Origin of the sequence: Paenibacillus sp. IHB B 3084, from assembly GCF_001447315.1 — a bacterium.
Taxonomy (GTDB): Bacteria; Bacillota; Bacilli; order Paenibacillales; family Paenibacillaceae; genus Paenibacillus.
Genome location: NZ_CP013203.1, coordinates 4,646,765 through 4,663,472, shown reverse-complemented (window position 1 = coordinate 4,663,472; position 16,708 = coordinate 4,646,765). Strand labels below are relative to the sequence as shown.

The following is a 16,708-nucleotide window of genomic DNA, read 5'->3' as shown; positions in this document are numbered from 1 at the left end:
GAAGTGAGCTGGAAAAGAATGATTGTCGAGATAGCAGAGAGCATGTTATGAGGTAGATCGCATGTTGAGATTAAATCTGGAATGGCATAGGTAAAAAAAGAGGCTGTTTCTTCTCACCGGAAGAAGCAGCCTTAAGTATGTCATGATGTATGAATGCTTCAGTAAGTCGCTTGTGCTATAGCTGCACATCTAAGAAAGTGACTATGGATGGTTAGAAGAGGACTGAGAGGATACACACTAGGGCGATTAAAGAAATGGGGTTTAATAATAAGGCAGTAGGCTGATCGCGGTCAGCGCAGCAAGCGGCAGAATCAGACGGTTAAAGCGCCGACGTCTATACGGGAATCCATATCCATATCCATATCCATATCCATAGCCTGGTACCGGAGCGGGGTACGGATATGGTGGGTAGGATGCAAAGCCGCCATAAGCACGGGAACCACAGCCGCAATTGTTAGGCGGATAAGGGAGATTTACGTTCTCCGCTTCGCCCATTGGAACTGCCAAATATATTTTTTCATCATCCACATGCTCCACAATTCCGTCATACATCGTTCCATCCTTCACCCATACGCATACGTAGCGGTGCATATGCTGTTGACATAGCGTTTTGGCATCCGTTTTTTCCGGTGCTATCCCTTTTACGTTCGTCAGGCTTTTTTCCATGGTTGTTTCCTCCTAGGCTCTTGCATGTATACCGTATGTTATTCAAAAATGGGCTATGTGTTACATCAAATTGGGCGAATTCCGGCTTGCAAACAAAAAAAGAAGCACCCCGGAGGCTCTTGGCAGAGCCCCTCTGAACGGACGTATGACGGGAAGTTTCCTTCCGCAGCATACGTCCGCCGGGGTGCTGTATGATTAACTTGTCGGCTTAACTGTATTATAACAATACTTTGAAACTGTATCTGTGATCTGTATCACGTCGCTTCAAAATGTTTCCATAACCACGCGGGAGCCGCCTCCGGCCTGCTCTGCGGGAAGAACGACCAGCTTACGCGGCAGACGAGCCCGTAGCTCGGGCACATGGCTAATCACGCCGACTGACAGTTGATCGTGATGCAGTTTTTCCAGCGAGGTGATGACGGTATCCAGCAGTTCAGGGTCCAACGTTCCAAAGCCTTCATCCAGAAAGAAAAATTGCAGCGGGTATTGGCCGCGCAATTGAATCTGGGCCGACAACGCGAGCGCAAGCGACAAGGAGGTCAGGAATGTTTCCCCGCCGGACAAGGTCGATACCGGACGCTTGACTCCGCCGTTGGCATCGTCACTAATGACAAAGCCACCGCTGGAGTCTACCTCTAGCGCATAACGCTGCTTGGTCAGAAAACGTAAACGGCGTGAAGCCGACTGACTGACCTGCATTAGCTGCTCCTCGGCAATGTATTCGACGAAGGCGTTGCCCCGGAAAACGGACTGGAGCTTGGACATCTTTTCTGCCTCGCTGCGCAAATGAGCGCGATTGGACTCCAGCTCCATCCAGCGGACATGCCGATGCTGCAAATCCTCCAAATCACGCTCAGCCTTGGCACGATTCTGGAGTGCCTCTTCGTCGCGTGCACGGCAATCACGCAGCTGTGCGGCGGCCGATTCCCACTGTTCCTCGGTCACTGTTGCTCCATCCAGCTGTTCTTCCACATGTTTTAAACGGGAGGACAGCTCTTTTTCACGTTCCCGGTGCAGACTCACTTCACGTTCATAACGTGCGGCTTCCTCCGGCTCGAGACAGCATTCCACGACCTCTGCTTCCGTAGCAAAAGGGGAGGCTTCCAAACGATTACTCCAGCGGGACTCCGATACCTGCCGTCTTTCTTCTGCCGAATCGGATGCCTGCCGGGCAATTAGCGAAGCATGAACGGCTTGCTGCTTGCGTTCCTCCGCTTCAGCGCGGCGGCGTGCAGCGGTCTCAGCTCCGTTTTTCAGCCCCCGAAGGCGTGAGTTCGCTTCTTCCAGCAAGGAATCCGCATGGTCTTCTCCAACCCACTTGCGGAGCTGCACCATTTTTTCACGCAGCGAATCATCTTTGTTTTGGAGTCCGGTACGACGGGCAATAATGATTTTGTCTTCCTCAATGATGCTTTGCTGGATCTGCTGAACACGTGCCGCCTTCTCCTCCAGGAAAGTCACGCTCGTCTCCAGCCGGGACCGCAGCTCTTCCGCGAGCGCGTCGCGCTCCTGCATGGCGCGGTAGCGCTCCGCGGCTTCGCCCGGAGCGACGTCCGGCAGCTGCGCCGCCCATTCGGCGCGCAATGCCCCGCTGCGCGTGGTGCACGCCTCGCGCTTGCTCCGCGCCTGCGTTAGCGCTGCAACAGCCGCCTCTTGCTCGGCGGCTGCGCGAATACGCCGCTGCTGTCCGGCGGCGTCCGCCTCGCGTAACGCGTGCGCCTCTGCAGGCAGCGCACGCGCACGGGCGGCAAGCTTAGCTGCCGCCTGCTCCAGCGCCGCGCAGCGCTCCGCCCAGGCCGCAGCACCGCGCGGCGCGGCTGGCGCTGCGGTGGACGCGGCCGGCTCGCCCGTGGCGGCCGCGCCGCTGGCGTCTGCGGCGGTGGGCTGCGCCAGCAGGCTGCGCTGCTCGTGCAGCTGCTGACGCAGCGTAAGGCGCAGCTCCTGCAAGCCTAGCCGCAGGCGGTGCAGCTCGTCCGGCGCGGCGGCATCCGCGCCGTGGGTCGTGGTGGCGGCGGGCGCGGGGTGGTGCAGCGAGCCGCACACCGCGCACGGCTCGCCCTCGCGCAACTCGCCGGCGAGGTGCTGCGCGAGGCGGCCCAGCTCCTCGGCGCGAAGCTCATGGCGAAGCCGCTCTTCCTCGGCAGCCAGCGCGGACACATCGGCGGTGATCTCTGCCTCTAGCGTAAGCAGCGCCTCGATACCCTCAGCCGCCTGCACGGCAAGGGCGGAACGTCGTACCTCCGCCTCAAGTGTCTCCTGCTCCGTCAGCTTCAGACGTTCGTCAGCCTGGGCAAGCCGTTGCTCCTGCGTGACACACTCCTGTTCTGCTTCGCGCAGCTGCTCATCCGCCGTCTCCAGTTGTTGAAGCCGTTGCACGGCCTCTTGAAGCATTCGTCGTTCATCTGCACGCACTTCATTTTGCTTCAATTCCTGTTGAAGCTCCTGCTGCCGCTTCGATCCTCGCGCTTGCAGCTCTTGTTCCTTGGCAAGTCCTTCAGCATATGTAGCAAGGGTTTGCTCACTCTGCGCAAGCTCTGCCGCCAGACGGTTCCGTTCTGTCTGCAATGCTTTCGTATCACGCTCCAGTTGCAGCGCCTGCTCCAATTGATCGATTCGAAGCAACAGCTTCGGCTCCTCTACACTCAGAGACTGCCGGGCCTGTTCATCGGCTTGCACAGACAAAACCGCAGCCTCCTGCGCCGATGTCGCCTGCACCGCCGCTTCTTCCGCTGCCTTCCGTCGCTTATCCGCTTCAGCAGCAGCTTCCTTCCAATCCGTCAGCGCAGGCAGCAAAGCCTCGGCTGCGGAGGCCTGACGGAGCTTACGCTCCAGCGAAGCAATGTTCGGCTCCCATGCCGCCAGTTGTTCCAGCTCGTTCGCCCGGCGGCTGCGCTCCATAACCAGCTCACGGATTTTGCTCAGTGCCTCCGTCTCGCGCGTCACCCGTTCCAGCTCGCGGCGCGAAACCTCTGCATGGGTCACGGTCTCTTTGAGACGTTGCTTTGCCTGTTCAAGCGCTTCGGCACCTGCATCGCCCAGACCTTGCTGCTCCGCTTCCAGCGCTTTCAATGCAGCGTCATTGTCCTTCACACGTCGACTAAGTTTTTGTGCAAGTTGATCTCCGTACTTTTCCAAGTGAAACAAACGCTGTAGCATCTGTCTGCGTTCACTGCCCTTTAATGATAAAAATTCGGCAAACTTCCCCTGTGGCAATACGACAGCACGTGTAAAATCGTCCATTTTCAGGCCGATATACTCCTCCACACAACGGGTCACATCCTGCACCTTGTCAGCAAGCACTTCCTCGCCGTCCTCCGTGAACGCGATAAATCGGCTAAGCGTATTATTCACCGATACGCCTCCAGCCCGTTTGAATCGGCGCTCCACACGATAACGACGAGGCCCTTGGGCTGACATCAATTCGAACGTAAACGCGACGGACAGCGTGTCCTCGGCATGATTCATAATGCCCTGTGTCCCATTTACCGCCCGCTCCACCTTGCCGTACATAGCCAGCGTAATCGCGTCCAGCAACGTCGATTTACCGCTGCCTGTCGGGCCAAAGATTCCAAATAGCCCGGTTTCGGTTAATTCGTCAAAATGGATTTCCTGCGACTCCCGGTAGCTTTGCAACCCCGCCAATTTCAGAAGAATCGGTTTCATACATCCTCCTCCTCGGGCTGGTCCCTTGCATCATCCTGCTCCACCAACTCCAAAAATAGCTGCACCAGTCCGTCATCCGGCTGTGCGCCGCCCGTTTGCCGTTGATAAAAAGCCCGAAACAGCTCGTGAACCGGAAGCTCTGAGCGCTGATGCTCCAACTGCGCCGCCGCCATTTCAGGATACATCGGGCGGATGTGAATGATGCCTTCACGGCTTTTACGTAGCCGCTGAATATCTCCCAGAGACATCGCTTCCTCCAGCGTAATTTCCAGGTCAATAAAGGCGTCCGCATCCAGCCCTTCGTCCAGCCAGCGATACACCTCTTCCAGACCTCCCCGTGCACGCCATTTCACTAAAGGCCGTCCACTCGTAATATACAGCTCCTCGACCTGTGCGGGCTTGCCTGCGACCACGTCAATGAGCGTGACCGATTTGGCCTGCCCTGCTTCGGAAAAGCTATAAGCCAGCGGAGATCCGCTATAGCGCATCAGCCCGTCCCCCTTCACATATTGAGGACGGTGCAAATGCCCCAAAGCCGTATATTGCGCCCCGATGCTTAGTGCAGACGGATCTACTGTATACGCGCCCCCGACCTGAATCGGACGCTCCGAATCCGACTCCAGCCCGCCAAGCACATAAATATGGCTCATGGACAGATTAACGGTGTCAGGCCGAAACGCCGTACCGAGCTGTGCCATCAGCATCCCCACACGACGGCTGTAAGCCTCTCGCAACACCGTTTCGTCTCCGTCCTCGGACAACAGCTCATTCAGGCGGGACTCCGAAGGATAAGGCAAGGCTGCGATACACGCCATTTCTCCTGTACGCGGTGTGCGAATCCGCACCGCTTCCTCGCTAGGCAGCCCCAGCAACGTAATTCCGCGCTGGCTCACCAGTGGCGTAACCGAGGATACCCGTTCCGGCTGATCATGATTACCCGCAATAACGACCAAAGGTCTTCCTCCAGCCGTTAAACGGGCAGACGTTTCATAAAATAGCTGCTCGGCAGCGGCTGGAGGATTGACCGAGTCGTACACGTCTCCAGCCATCATAATCAGATCCGCCTGCTGATCGTCAGCCATTTTCGCCAATTCTTCCAGGAACGCCTCCTGCTCCTTCAAACGGCTGCGCCCTTCCAGCGTTCTCCCCAAATGCCAATCTCCCGTATGCAAAATCCGCATGCTGTTCCTCCTCTCTCCCTATCTATTTCGTCCATTAAATATTAAATAGCTACAATCGCACACTTTCCCCAGCCTCCAGAAAATACAACCACTTTTCAGCAACCCTTTGACCTGTAATATCTTCGATCACATGGGCGTACAGCTCCAGTTGAAAACGATATTGCTCCGTTAAATGAGGCACCGTCCTATATTCGGAAACCCGGTCTGTTTTGTAATCAAGCAAAACCAGCCCTTCCGGCCCTTCAAACAGGCAGTCAATAATCCCATTCATCAGCACTCTGTCATCGTGACCAGGCACTGACGTCATGTTTTCCTCCTGTTGCTCGGGTCCTGACTCTATTTCCTGCGCAGACAACATCGACGGCAAGCTGCGGCTCCAAAAATCAACGGCTCCTATCGTATAGGTGAACGGAAGCTCACGCTGAACGTGGGATGCCTCCAGCAATCTGCGACCCAGCTCGCCGGTGAAGAAGCGCAATATTTTATCGGTATCTAAGGCCTCCGCCTGAACATCCAGCAATAAGCGCTGGTTCAACAGACGAGCCTTCGTTTCCTCAATCACCTCGGCGCTCATCACACCAACCAGTGGCAAATGGAGAAACAGCGTATGGTACACCGTTCCACGTTCCGTCGGCGTCAATCGCCGATTGCCCATAAATTTGGGTCTGCGCAAGTGTAGTCGATTTCCCCCAGTCTGAGAATCTTCCATCTCCTCTGGTAACTCCGCTACCTGGAAAGAAGACAGATTCAGCCAATCCTCCGATCCAGCTTCCTGCATCGCCAGCCATCTTTTCATTTCGGTGACCGTTGTATTCGCCGCCGTCTTGCTTGCCCGTTCATACGGATAGGACCAGGAAAGCGCAGCGGCAATATCTGAATCAACCCTTGTTGTAATATCCGTTGGACTAACCGATGCGGAGTCGGATGAGAGCCTCCTTGTATCGATCGGCTCGGCATTTTTCAATGCTTCCGTCTTCTCCTGACGCTCTTCATTAACGATCTCCTCGTCAGAGTCCAAATTCAAACGAGAGCCGGAAAGACTCTCCGAAGCTATGATTCTGAATAGCCAATCCCCGCCTGGCATATATTCCAGCCTGTGATAGTACCCCTCCTGATCCCCTGCCGCTTCTCTAAGTACAGCAGCAGAAGGATGTCGGATCAACGCAGGACCTACCCAGTCCAGATAACTGCGGCCTGCCGCCAGCATATAATCGGGTAAAACTGTCTCCGTATGCTCTTTGGCACGTGCCCAACCCGCTGCGCGTGCAGCGAGATCCTTCACCGTTCCTGTCATAATAAGTTTTTCACGTGGACGCGTAAGCGCCACGTACAGCACCCGCATTTCTTCAGCCAGCAGCTCCAGCTGGGAGCGTCGACGGATCGCCAAATTAGGCAGCGTCGGGTAGCTGACCCGATTTTGTTCCTCCACATATTTGGGACCAAACCCCAGCTCCTTATGCATCAGAAACGGCGCATTCAGATCCTGCTGATTGAACATTTTAGCCGTTCCGGCGATGAACACAACAGGAAATTCTAGTCCTTTACTCTTGTGAATCGTCATAATGCGCACAGCCTGATCGGGTTCAGTACCGCCACTGGATGAACCCAAATCACCGCCTCGCTCTCGCAAACGGGAAATAAAGGTCAAAAACCGGAACAGGCCCCGGTTAGAGGTAGAAGTCTCATACTGTCTCGCCCGGTCATACAGCGCCCGCAAATTACTTTGACGTTGAGAGCCGCCAGGCAATCCACCTACCCAATCCAGATATCCCGTTTCCTCCAGCAAACGCCAAATCAATGCACTCAAGCTGCCTTGTCTGGCTTCCTGCCGCCACGCTTCCAAATCGTGCAAAAACGAACGCAGTCGGTCAGGCAACGTATTTCCGCTATTCCTGTCATCCATATCTGAGGCATCTGTCGAATCTCCAGCGAAAAGATCCAATTCCAGCATGTCGCTGGACGTTCCATTTTCACTATCCTGTGTAGGGTCAGCCTCAGCCGCCGCAAGCAGAGCGCTATAAAATAATCCGTCTGGCTTTTGCAGCCTGATTTGTGCCAACTCATCCTCGGTTAAGCCTACAATCGGTGAACGAAGCACAGATGCCAGCGGGATGTCCTGCTGCGGATTATCAATAATGTGTAGCAGAGACAGCATGACCTCAACTTCCGTTGCTTTGAAAAAGCCTGTCGTCTGCTCCCCGGATGCCGGAATGCCCTCAAGACGCAGTTCCTCTACAATCAGCGGTGCCCATACGCTTGCCGAACGGAGCAAAATGACAATATCACCGAAGACTGCTGGACGCATCGCTTTTAACCCTTTGTCATAAATCAACAACGGTTGGCCTGTATCTCCCGTCAGCTCCTTAATCCGTTGCGCGATTGCGCGAGCTTCCAATTGTGCCGTTTCCAGCTCAGCAAGCTCAGCCATTTCGCCTTCCTGTAAAGCGGACTCATCACCCGTTTCGGACAGCTCCGGAGCCTCCGAAAGACCGCGCCCGCCTTTATCAACTAACAGCAGTTCAGGTGCATATGGGGATGTGGCATCCTTTTGCGTCTGCTCAGGATAGGAAGCACCATGCGCCAGCCATGCCCGTTCATCGTATTCAATTTCCGCCACATCCACGCTCATGATTTGCCGAAACACCAAATTGACCGCATCGACAACTTCCACCCGACTGCGGAAATTACGCGCCAGATCAATTAAAAAGCCCTCTTCCTGTTCCTGCATACCGTATCGCTGGTATTTGTTCAAAAACAGATCCGGCTCCGCCAGCCGAAACCGATAAATACTCTGCTTCACGTCCCCTACCATAAAACGGTTACCCGGCTCTTCACGGGATACCAGTCTGACGATATCCTCCTGTACCGTATTCGTATCCTGATACTCATCCAATAGCACCTCGTCGAATTGCTCCTTGTATTCGAGCGCAGCGTCCGAAGGCAGCAGTCTGTGCGGAGTGGAGTCGGGATGACGTAATATTTTTAGACAATAGTGCTCCAAATCCCCGAAATCCACCATCCCTTTGGACTGCTTGTGCTGTTGAAATCGTTCGCCGAATAAAATAACGGTCTCCACCAGTGCGTCCATCAGAGGAGCCGCCCCATGCAGTTCCTCCAAATAGGCTTCTGCCCTCCTGCCGAACAGGGAAGCCTTCATATCCGTGATCATTTTTTTGGCTGCCTCACGGAGCGCCTTGACCCGCTCCTGCAATGCAGGCTCGGTCTGATCCTTTTTGACCGGCTTGAGCTTGCCAAAGGCCGCGATCTGAAAGTGATCATACAGCGATGCCCACGGCTGTGTCTCCAGCTCCTGCAATAGTCCCTTCACCATCGCCGCATCCTCTTGCAGCGTCACTGCATAGGGCGCAGGGCCGCCGGGCTGCATAGCCGTCTCATACGCCTGCTCCAGCAGGCTTGCTGCTCCGCGCAGCGAAAGTGCCGCATCCGCCAAAATGCTGCGGACCCAAGGAGTTTCTCCCAAAGCCGCCACATCTTCTACACGGAACGCTGCTGCCGTCTCCCTCAGCCAATGCTCCGGCCAGGGATGACTTTGCGAAAAATCATACAAGCGCTGAACAAGCACATACATCGCATCATCTGTACGCTCACCGCTAAACCAGTCCACCAGTCTGCGAAACGTGCTACCTTCATCGTTAGCCTCATACTTTTCCTCAAACAGTTCTTCCAGCAGCTCCTGACGCAGCAATTCCGTCTCATGCTCATTCATAATCCGAAAACCGGGATCGAGGGGAATGGCCTGATAATGCCTGCGAATGACCTCCATACAAAAAGAGTGGAGCGTCGTTATCGAGGCTCGATTTAGTAGCGATAGCTGGCGACGTACATGCTCACTATCTGGCTCCTGTTCCAGCACACGTTCCAAGGCTTCGCGGATACGTTGGCGCATTTCGGCGGCGGCAGCCTTCGTAAAGGTCGCTACCAGCAGCCGATCCACGCTGAAACCGAGCCGGGGATCGACGATTTTACGAATAATGCGCTCTACCAGCACCGCTGTTTTACCAGACCCCGCCGCTGCCGCTACCAGCATGTTGTTGCCGGATTCGGAAATCGCACGCCACTGGTCATCACTCCACATACTACCTTCCGGCTTAGGTATGCCGTTGGTGCTTGATGTACTTATCATGGGTTCATTCCTCCTTTCCCTTCCTGTGTATGACCGAGCAGATTCCAGATCTGATCCTTGTCGGGTTTCCCCCATTGGTTGTAGCCGCTGCCCTCCAGACTGTCGTCAAATTGACAGACAGGTTTGAAAGAACAGAAGGTGCATGCCGTCTCTTGCTGGATACGATAAGGTTCAATCGCCACGTCGCCCTCTGTCATGCGTGTCCCAATCGTTCGGATATTATCGCGTACCGAAGCCAGCAGGCTATCCCACTGTTCCGGCGAAGCGACAGACGCACTGCTGTAAAAGCTGCCGTCCGCCTTTACCGCAACTGGCAAAATGGAGGAATACCCCTTGTCCAGTGCCGTGTCCATTTGTCCAACCACATCACGATCCGCCAGCAATAGCCCTTTCATCTTGAAGCGTTTTAGAAGCTCCTGACGGGCCTGTTCCGCGCTAAGACCATTCGGCGACTGCAACATCGGATTGTGGACGTGAAAATACAGCGTACCTGCCGGATAAGCCGTCTCGCCAAGCCATTCCTCCGCCGCATTCAGCAGCACGTCCAGGTACGTGAGCATTTGCAAGGACAAGCCATAGTACACTTCATGCAGCTTGAGGTCCTTTTGGCTGGATTTGTAATCAATGACGCGTAAAAGCAAGCCTTGTTCTCCCTCTGCCACATCCACGCGGTCAATTCGTCCGACGATTTCCATCACCACACCGTTGTCCAGTCGAAAGGTCAAAGGAGGAAGCTTTTCTCCCGGCCCAAAACCCAGCTCCAGCTCCAGTGGCTCAAAGCTGCCCCTACGCGCATGCTCACCCAAAATCAGCGAAGCCCGACTCACAATGTCTTTCAGCTTGCGCAAAATGTACCCGTACCGCTTGGAGCTCATTAAAATCTCGCCTTGCAGGCGGGGAGCCAAACGCTCCACCGTCGATTCCGCCTCTTGTCGGCATTCCTCTGTGCTGAGACTGCCCCAGCTCACATTTCGTTTACGTAAATTCATCGCCATCTCTCCGAGCGCCGCATGGAACAGCTGCCCGATATCCGGTGCCTTTAGCCGATACATTTGGCGCTCCTTCAAGCGAAGACCATGGGAAGCAAAATGCGAAAACGGACAAGCGACAAAACGTTCCATACGGGATACGCTGGTACGCAGCTTGCTGCCGTACAGACGACGACTCGTTTCCTTCCGCATTTCGGCATGATTTTCGTAAAAAAGTGAGGTCAGCAACTGACGCAGCTTGTCCTTTTCACGCCCCTGCTGGCCCGCATACCAGTTGTATACCTCCCACCAGGGAGATAAAATCTCTCCACCATGCCGCCATTGCCGGCATTGCGCGATCAGCTGCGGCAATGCCTCGGACGGATGGGAAGCATACTCCCATTGCGTTGCCCATGGGTCCCGAGGCAAAGGATATGCAGCCAACGGGTGCTCTTCCAGAGCAGGGAACAGTTGACGGACATGCCGTACTAACTCTGACGGCAACAACGACTTGCCCTCTTCGTCGGTCACAGCGTAGCTCATCCACAGACTGCTTCCGGCTGACGTGAGCGCCGTATACGCAAGAAAACGTTCATCCAGCAGACGTCTTGTCATATCCGGCGCCAGTTCCACGCCCCGTTCATTCAAGGCGGTCCGTTCCTGCTCATTCAGCACACCGTCTTCATGAAATACAGCCGGCATTACACCTTCATTCATACCCAGCACAAAGGTATGCTGAATTCCCGCTATACGTGTACGGTCTGTGTTTCCGACCAGCACCTGATCCAGAGCTGGAGGAACAAGACCCATGCGGTATTCTATCAGCCCCGTTTCCAGCACACCTGCAAACAAAGAAGTGTCCAGCTTCTCGTCACCCATCATTTCGACGATCTGATCCAACAGCTCAAGCACCGCATCCCATACCTGACGATGCTCCTTCGCCTGCTCGGGATTTCCCACTTCCTCAGCCTGATGGATCAATTCATCCAGCTTATGCCCAATTTCCGCATCCTCCAGCAACAAGTACACCGCTTCACACTTCTCAAGTGCAGTACGAGCCTTACCCAGACGTTTCTCAAACGCACGTAAAGGCGTCACGATCACATCGCGGCACAGCTCCATTAGATCCAGTGTTTCGTCCCGTTGACGATTTCGCTCCTGTTCCTCCAGCTCCAGCGAAAGGCTGGGTACCGCCTGCCAAGGCCGTCCGTCTGTCCAGCGGCTGCCCTGTATCCCACAGGCCAATGCGTAATTTTCCAGACGATCCATATCCTCACGGCTGACCCGTCCATCCTGTGGCAACAGCAGATCCGTTTTGACCGCTCGAAATACATCCTCGTACCGCCAACGCCGCTGAACGATATCCAGCGAAGCTCGAATCATTTCCACCAATGGATGATGCAATACGTTTCTGCGCTGATCCAGAAATACCGGAACCTCATATTGTTTGAATATCGGCTCCACCCACGGCTCATAATCCTCAATCTGGCGTACGAACAGCGCCATTTCCCGATAACGTGCTCCCTCATCTCGGGCCAGGCGGCGCATTTCGCGCACTGCACCCTCCAGCTCCACACGTCGGTTCGCTGCCGCATACAGTTTGATTTCTTCTGGCTGCTTGTCCTTCCATTGCTCCCGCATCTGCTGCTGACGAATGGGTCGTTCCTGATTCCGATGCCCTGCGCGACGTTCAAAATCTGCCTCCAGATACGCCAACGCCGGACGGCCCTTAAATCTCGGAAGCGGATCAGGTCGCAGCAATTGTGTCTGCGTATCGATCATCAGCTCGTCTGCCATCCCTTTAAGCTTTACATAGGTAGCCGCCGCAGGATGAAATAAATCCAGTTCATGCGGAAGCTGTCCACTCTCGTAGCTGCGGTTGCAGGTCAGCGCGACCGTCAACGAAGAAGCGTGCAGCATAAGCTGCTCAACCACCTTGTATTCGTGCGGCGTAAACCTGCGGTAGCCATCCATCCAAATATCCGCTCCACGTACAATGGAAGATTCGGCAATCTGCTCTGCCAGCATACGCAGCGTATCCTCGCCGTCAATATATTTAAGCGCCAGCTCTCTTTCAAAATCCTCATAGATCAAACTGATATCCTTGAGCTTACCGCGCAAAATCGGAGTCGATTCCCCCGCCGCATTCATTCGCTCCAGTTGCTCCGGTACTGACTGAGTATCATTTCCGTACTGCTTTAGCTCCGTAAACAGCGTATTTAACCGATCCACAAAGCCCAACTGGTCTCCCGAATCCTTAAATAAACTCAGTTCATCCTTGCGACGACGAATAATTTTATATAAAAGCATCTTCTTGCCTTCCGCCGTCACAGGTACCAACGCCGAACCCCCGGTTTCCTGCATGACCAAATAGGCAAGACGATGGAATCCCATGACCTGGGCGCGCACCGTCCCCTGAATACCGTTTCCGGCTTCTGTAAGCAGCGCATGCTCGGAAGCAAATGACGATTGCTCCGGCACAAGTAACAGCATAGGCTTACCTAGCGGTTCCTCGCGTAGCATAGCCGTCATTTCACGACGGATTAACGTGCTTTTGCCGCTGCCTGAGCGGCCAATTAACAAACGGACCGACATGATGCGGCCTCCTTTCCAACGAACAACATTCTATTCAACAGTATAGCATATGAGGCAAGGGAGAAAAGAACGTACGTTTGCCATCTTGTAGCATTTTATCCTCCCTCAAAAAACAAACAGTCCCGCAAGCAGGCTTGTTGTATGCCTTCTCTACAGGACTGATTTATGGATAAAACGAGCCTAATCTACTTGATCCGCTACCTTATAATGCGGTTAACAGTCTATAAATTCTACAGTTGTGTTCGACTGCGCACCTCAAAAATGGCGAATTTCAAATAATGGCCTTCTTCCACACCTAAAATTTGGGGATGATCCTTGCCAGCCGCTCTCCAATCCACCAGACGGAGGATTTTTCCGGCATCTGCCGCCGCTTCCTTAATCGCGTCCAGAAACAGCTCCGGCCGCATATGGAATGAGCAGCTCGCAGTCACTAAATAGCCGCCCTCATTGACCAGCTTCATCCCGTGCAGATTAATATCTTTATATCCCCGCGTAGCTCCTTTGACCGCATTCTTTGTTTTCGCAAAGGCTGGTGGATCAAGAATAACTACATCAAAGGTACGTCCGCCCCCTGCTGTTAGCGGCTTGGATGTATCTCCTTTACCTCCGGCCCGCACGGTGCGTTCCTCTACACCTTTAACCTGATTGCGCAAATATTGGAAAGCATCGTCCACTACAAACTCCACGCGTTCCTCAAATCCGTTCAGCTTGACATTATCCCGTGCGCTTTCAATCGCGTGCTCGGAAATATCAAGACAGGTTACTTTTTTAGCACCGTATTTGCAGGCATTAAGCGTAAAGCTTCCCGTATGTGAAAAGCACTCCAGCACGGTTGCGCCATCCCAGAATGGAAACTCCACAACCTTGCCGCTTTTGTTCACAGGCTTCATGACCGCTGTGCCAACGTCACCCTGTTCTGCTGCTACTTCCTGTAGCGTAATTCCGCTGCGTCCTCCCCAGCCCGTCATCAGCGGCGCAATCGCCGCACGATTCTCACGCTGGTCGAAGAAGTAGCCTGTCTTCTGGCCCTCAACGATATCAACCTTGATATGCAAGCCATTTTCCGTTACCACAACATGACGCGGGCAGTCGCCATATAAAGGCCCTTTGGTCTGTTCCAGTCCCTCCAACTCGCGGATAGACACATCACTGCGCTCATATATACCGACAGGACCAATCAATTCAACGAGTGCATCCCTGATTTCTTCCCTGCGGCGATCCATACCGAGCGTTAACAATTGTACGACCAACACGTCGCCAAAACGGTCTACAATCAGCCCGGGTAAAAAATCAGCCTCGCCGTATACCAGCCGATACGCGTCTCCCCCGGTCACAAAACGTTCACGGTGCTCCAGACAATCGCGGAAGCGTTTGGCAAAAAAGCTTTGATCCATCGCTTCCAGCGGCTCGTAGGACATCACACGCACCGTAATTTGTGAGGCTGGATTATAGTAACCCGTCGCTAAATAACGGCCCTGATGGTTTACGATATTGACCAGATCACCTGCCTCCGGTTCACCCTCCACCTTGGCTATTTCATTTTTAAACACCCAGGGGTGCGCGTGCTCCAGCCTTTTTTTGCGGCTGCGTTCCAATATTACTGAAGGCAAAGTCTTTCACTCCCATTCTTGGATTACTCAAAGTCCTTAAAAATGTGGTGTTCGATGGGGCGCGGCTCCGCGGTTCATTTGATCTTACGATCGCTGTTGCAGGGGGATTCTCTGGATTTTATAAATGATTTAATGGTAAGAATCCCCCTGCAAAGGCGAACGCTACGCTTCTTCAGATTCAAATGAACCGCTCCGCTACTGCCCGCCTTTATATCGACGTCACATTTTAAAGCTTGTGAAGTTCTATAAAAATTTTCGTTTTCCTAAAAAAACAGCTCGGTCATGCTTGTCATGGCTGTCCTCGACAGATCATAGGCTGTTACATAAGCGCAATTCAATTAATAACCTTAGAAAAGGGGCTACGCCCGTGTTTATTCATGTTATTTTGCCGCTGTGCGGCGGGCTGCTTATTTTTTTGGGCGGGATGAAGCTGATGGAAGCGGCCCTCCGGCATTTGGCGGGCCCCTTCCTCACGCGCTGGCTGAACCGGGCCACCGTTTCCCCTTGGCGGGGCATGCTGTTCAGCTCAGGTATTACCGCCCTGCTGCAAAGCAGCACCGCTGTAACGGTACTGACCATCGGACTGGTCAACGCCGGGCTGTTGACCTACGGCCGCACGCTCGGCATTATCCTCGGCACCAATATTGGTACCTGTCTGACCACCGAGCTGATGGGGCTCCAGCTAGGTAAACTGGCTGTTCCGCTGCTCTGCGGCTCGCTGCTTTGCTGGAGTGCCGCCATCATGTGGGGCGAGGCTGTCTCCAGCCGCCAGTATGCGTCTGCCGGGCCACCATCCAGCCCCAATCAACTCAGCCGATCACAGGCTGTACAATATATCAGCCTCGCCTTTGCCGGATTTTCGCTGATCCTTGCGGGTATCCGAGTGATGCAAACAGTCGGCCCTTGGATTGAGCAGGCCGGGCTGTTCCGCTGGTTTCTTGACCACGCCGCAGCCAACATGTGGTGGGCCTTCGCCGCCGGAGCATGCCTGACCGCACTGGTTCACAGCAGCGCCGCCGTTATTGGCATGGCGATCAGCCTTGCGGCTGCGGGAGCTTTGCCAGCGGATGTAGGTATCGCCATCGTTATCGGCTCCAATGTCGGCACCTGCGTGACGGCCCTGATTGCCGCTGTTGGCGGCAGCGTATCCGGCAAATTTGTGGCCTGGTCCCATGTACTGCTGAACGTAGGCGGGGCGTTGCTGTTTATGCCGCTGATCCCCGGGCTGGAAATGGCAGCCGCCTGGATATCCGCCGAGCCGGGAGCCAAGGTCGCTCATGCCCAAACCCTGTTTAACGTGATCAGCTCTCTGCTTGTCTTGCCAGTCTGCTATTTACCTGTATGGACACGTTTAGAGAATCGTATGTCTCCCAACATCATCAAACGTTAATTCCAAGCATGGACAGCGCCTTGCTCAAAATGACATCATTGTTGTCATATCCGCCTTGGCGCTGGAGACGCCATGCTTCCTCAGGCGTATGCCACGCAACACCTTTAATTTCTTCAATCTGTGCCTGTAAATCCCCATCCAGTGCCTCTACGAGATAATAATGAACTTCCTTGTCCACTTCCCCAAATTCAGGATGCTGATACGTATAAGCAATCATATCTACATGCTGGATAATCCGTCCGTTCAGCCCTGTTTCCTCACGAATTTCACGCAAAGCCGTCTGTTCGATCGTTTCTCCCGGCTCCATCTTGCCTTTAGCCAAGGAGACCTTGCCGTATCGGTCGGTAATCAGCTGAATTTCAAGCTGCTCCCCCTGTTTACGGTACACAACACCGCCTGCGGAAATTTCCTTTTTTGCTGCCATCCTGTAATCCCCTTTCCTTGCGCAACAAGGATTCCGTCCTCCCTGTAAGGAAAGGCGAAATCCTTGT

8 protein-coding genes are annotated in these 16,708 nt (G+C 54.2%); 1 reads left to right on the top strand and 7 read right to left on the bottom strand.

All coding sequences use genetic code 11. The annotated features are described in order from the left end of the window. Positions 1-261 precede the first annotated feature (261 nt). From ASL14_RS21835 to ASL14_RS21810, 6 genes are all read right to left on the bottom strand, one after another. On the bottom strand, positions 262-666 hold the full coding sequence (locus tag ASL14_RS21835) for a hypothetical protein (RefSeq protein ID WP_134913436.1): 405 nt from the start codon (positions 664-666) through the stop codon (positions 262-264). A 264-nt stretch (positions 667-930) separates the two neighbouring features. Beyond that, entirely contained in the window at positions 931-4,329 is a 3,399-nt protein-coding gene (locus tag ASL14_RS21830; protein ID WP_134913435.1) for an AAA family ATPase, read from the bottom strand. Next, complete coding sequence (locus ASL14_RS21825; RefSeq protein ID WP_134913434.1) at positions 4,326-5,510, bottom strand: exonuclease SbcCD subunit D; 1,185 nt, start codon at positions 5,508-5,510, stop codon at positions 4,326-4,328. Before ASL14_RS21825 ends, ASL14_RS21830 begins: the two co-directional genes overlap by 4 nt. A 49-nt stretch (positions 5,511-5,559) precedes the next feature. Beyond that, positions 5,560-9,654, bottom strand: a complete 4,095-nt coding sequence (gene addA, locus ASL14_RS21820; protein ID WP_134913433.1) for a helicase-exonuclease AddAB subunit AddA — start codon at positions 9,652-9,654, stop codon at positions 5,560-5,562. Continuing rightward, complete coding sequence (gene addB / locus ASL14_RS21815) at positions 9,651-13,217, bottom strand: helicase-exonuclease AddAB subunit AddB (RefSeq protein WP_134913432.1); 3,567 nt, start codon at positions 13,215-13,217, stop codon at positions 9,651-9,653. Before addB ends, addA begins: the two co-directional genes overlap by 4 nt. A gap of 230 nt (positions 13,218-13,447) precedes the next feature. Continuing rightward, positions 13,448-14,827 carry a class I SAM-dependent rRNA methyltransferase gene (locus tag ASL14_RS21810; RefSeq protein ID WP_134913431.1) on the bottom strand — a complete coding sequence of 460 codons (1,380 nt, stop codon included), beginning with the start codon at positions 14,825-14,827 and terminating at the stop codon, positions 13,448-13,450. 367 nt (positions 14,828-15,194) lie between these two features. Between ASL14_RS21810 and ASL14_RS21805 the strand changes: the two genes are divergently transcribed. Beyond that, positions 15,195-16,217, top strand: coding sequence for a Na/Pi cotransporter family protein (locus tag ASL14_RS21805; RefSeq protein ID WP_134913430.1), 1,023 nt, complete (start codon positions 15,195-15,197; stop codon positions 16,215-16,217). Here ASL14_RS21805 and ASL14_RS21800 read toward each other — a convergent pair. After that, positions 16,207-16,641, bottom strand: a complete 435-nt coding sequence (locus tag ASL14_RS21800; protein WP_134913429.1) for an NUDIX hydrolase — start codon at positions 16,639-16,641, stop codon at positions 16,207-16,209. The two genes, ASL14_RS21805 and ASL14_RS21800, sit on opposite strands and share 11 nt — an antisense overlap. Positions 16,642-16,708 lie beyond the last annotated feature (67 nt).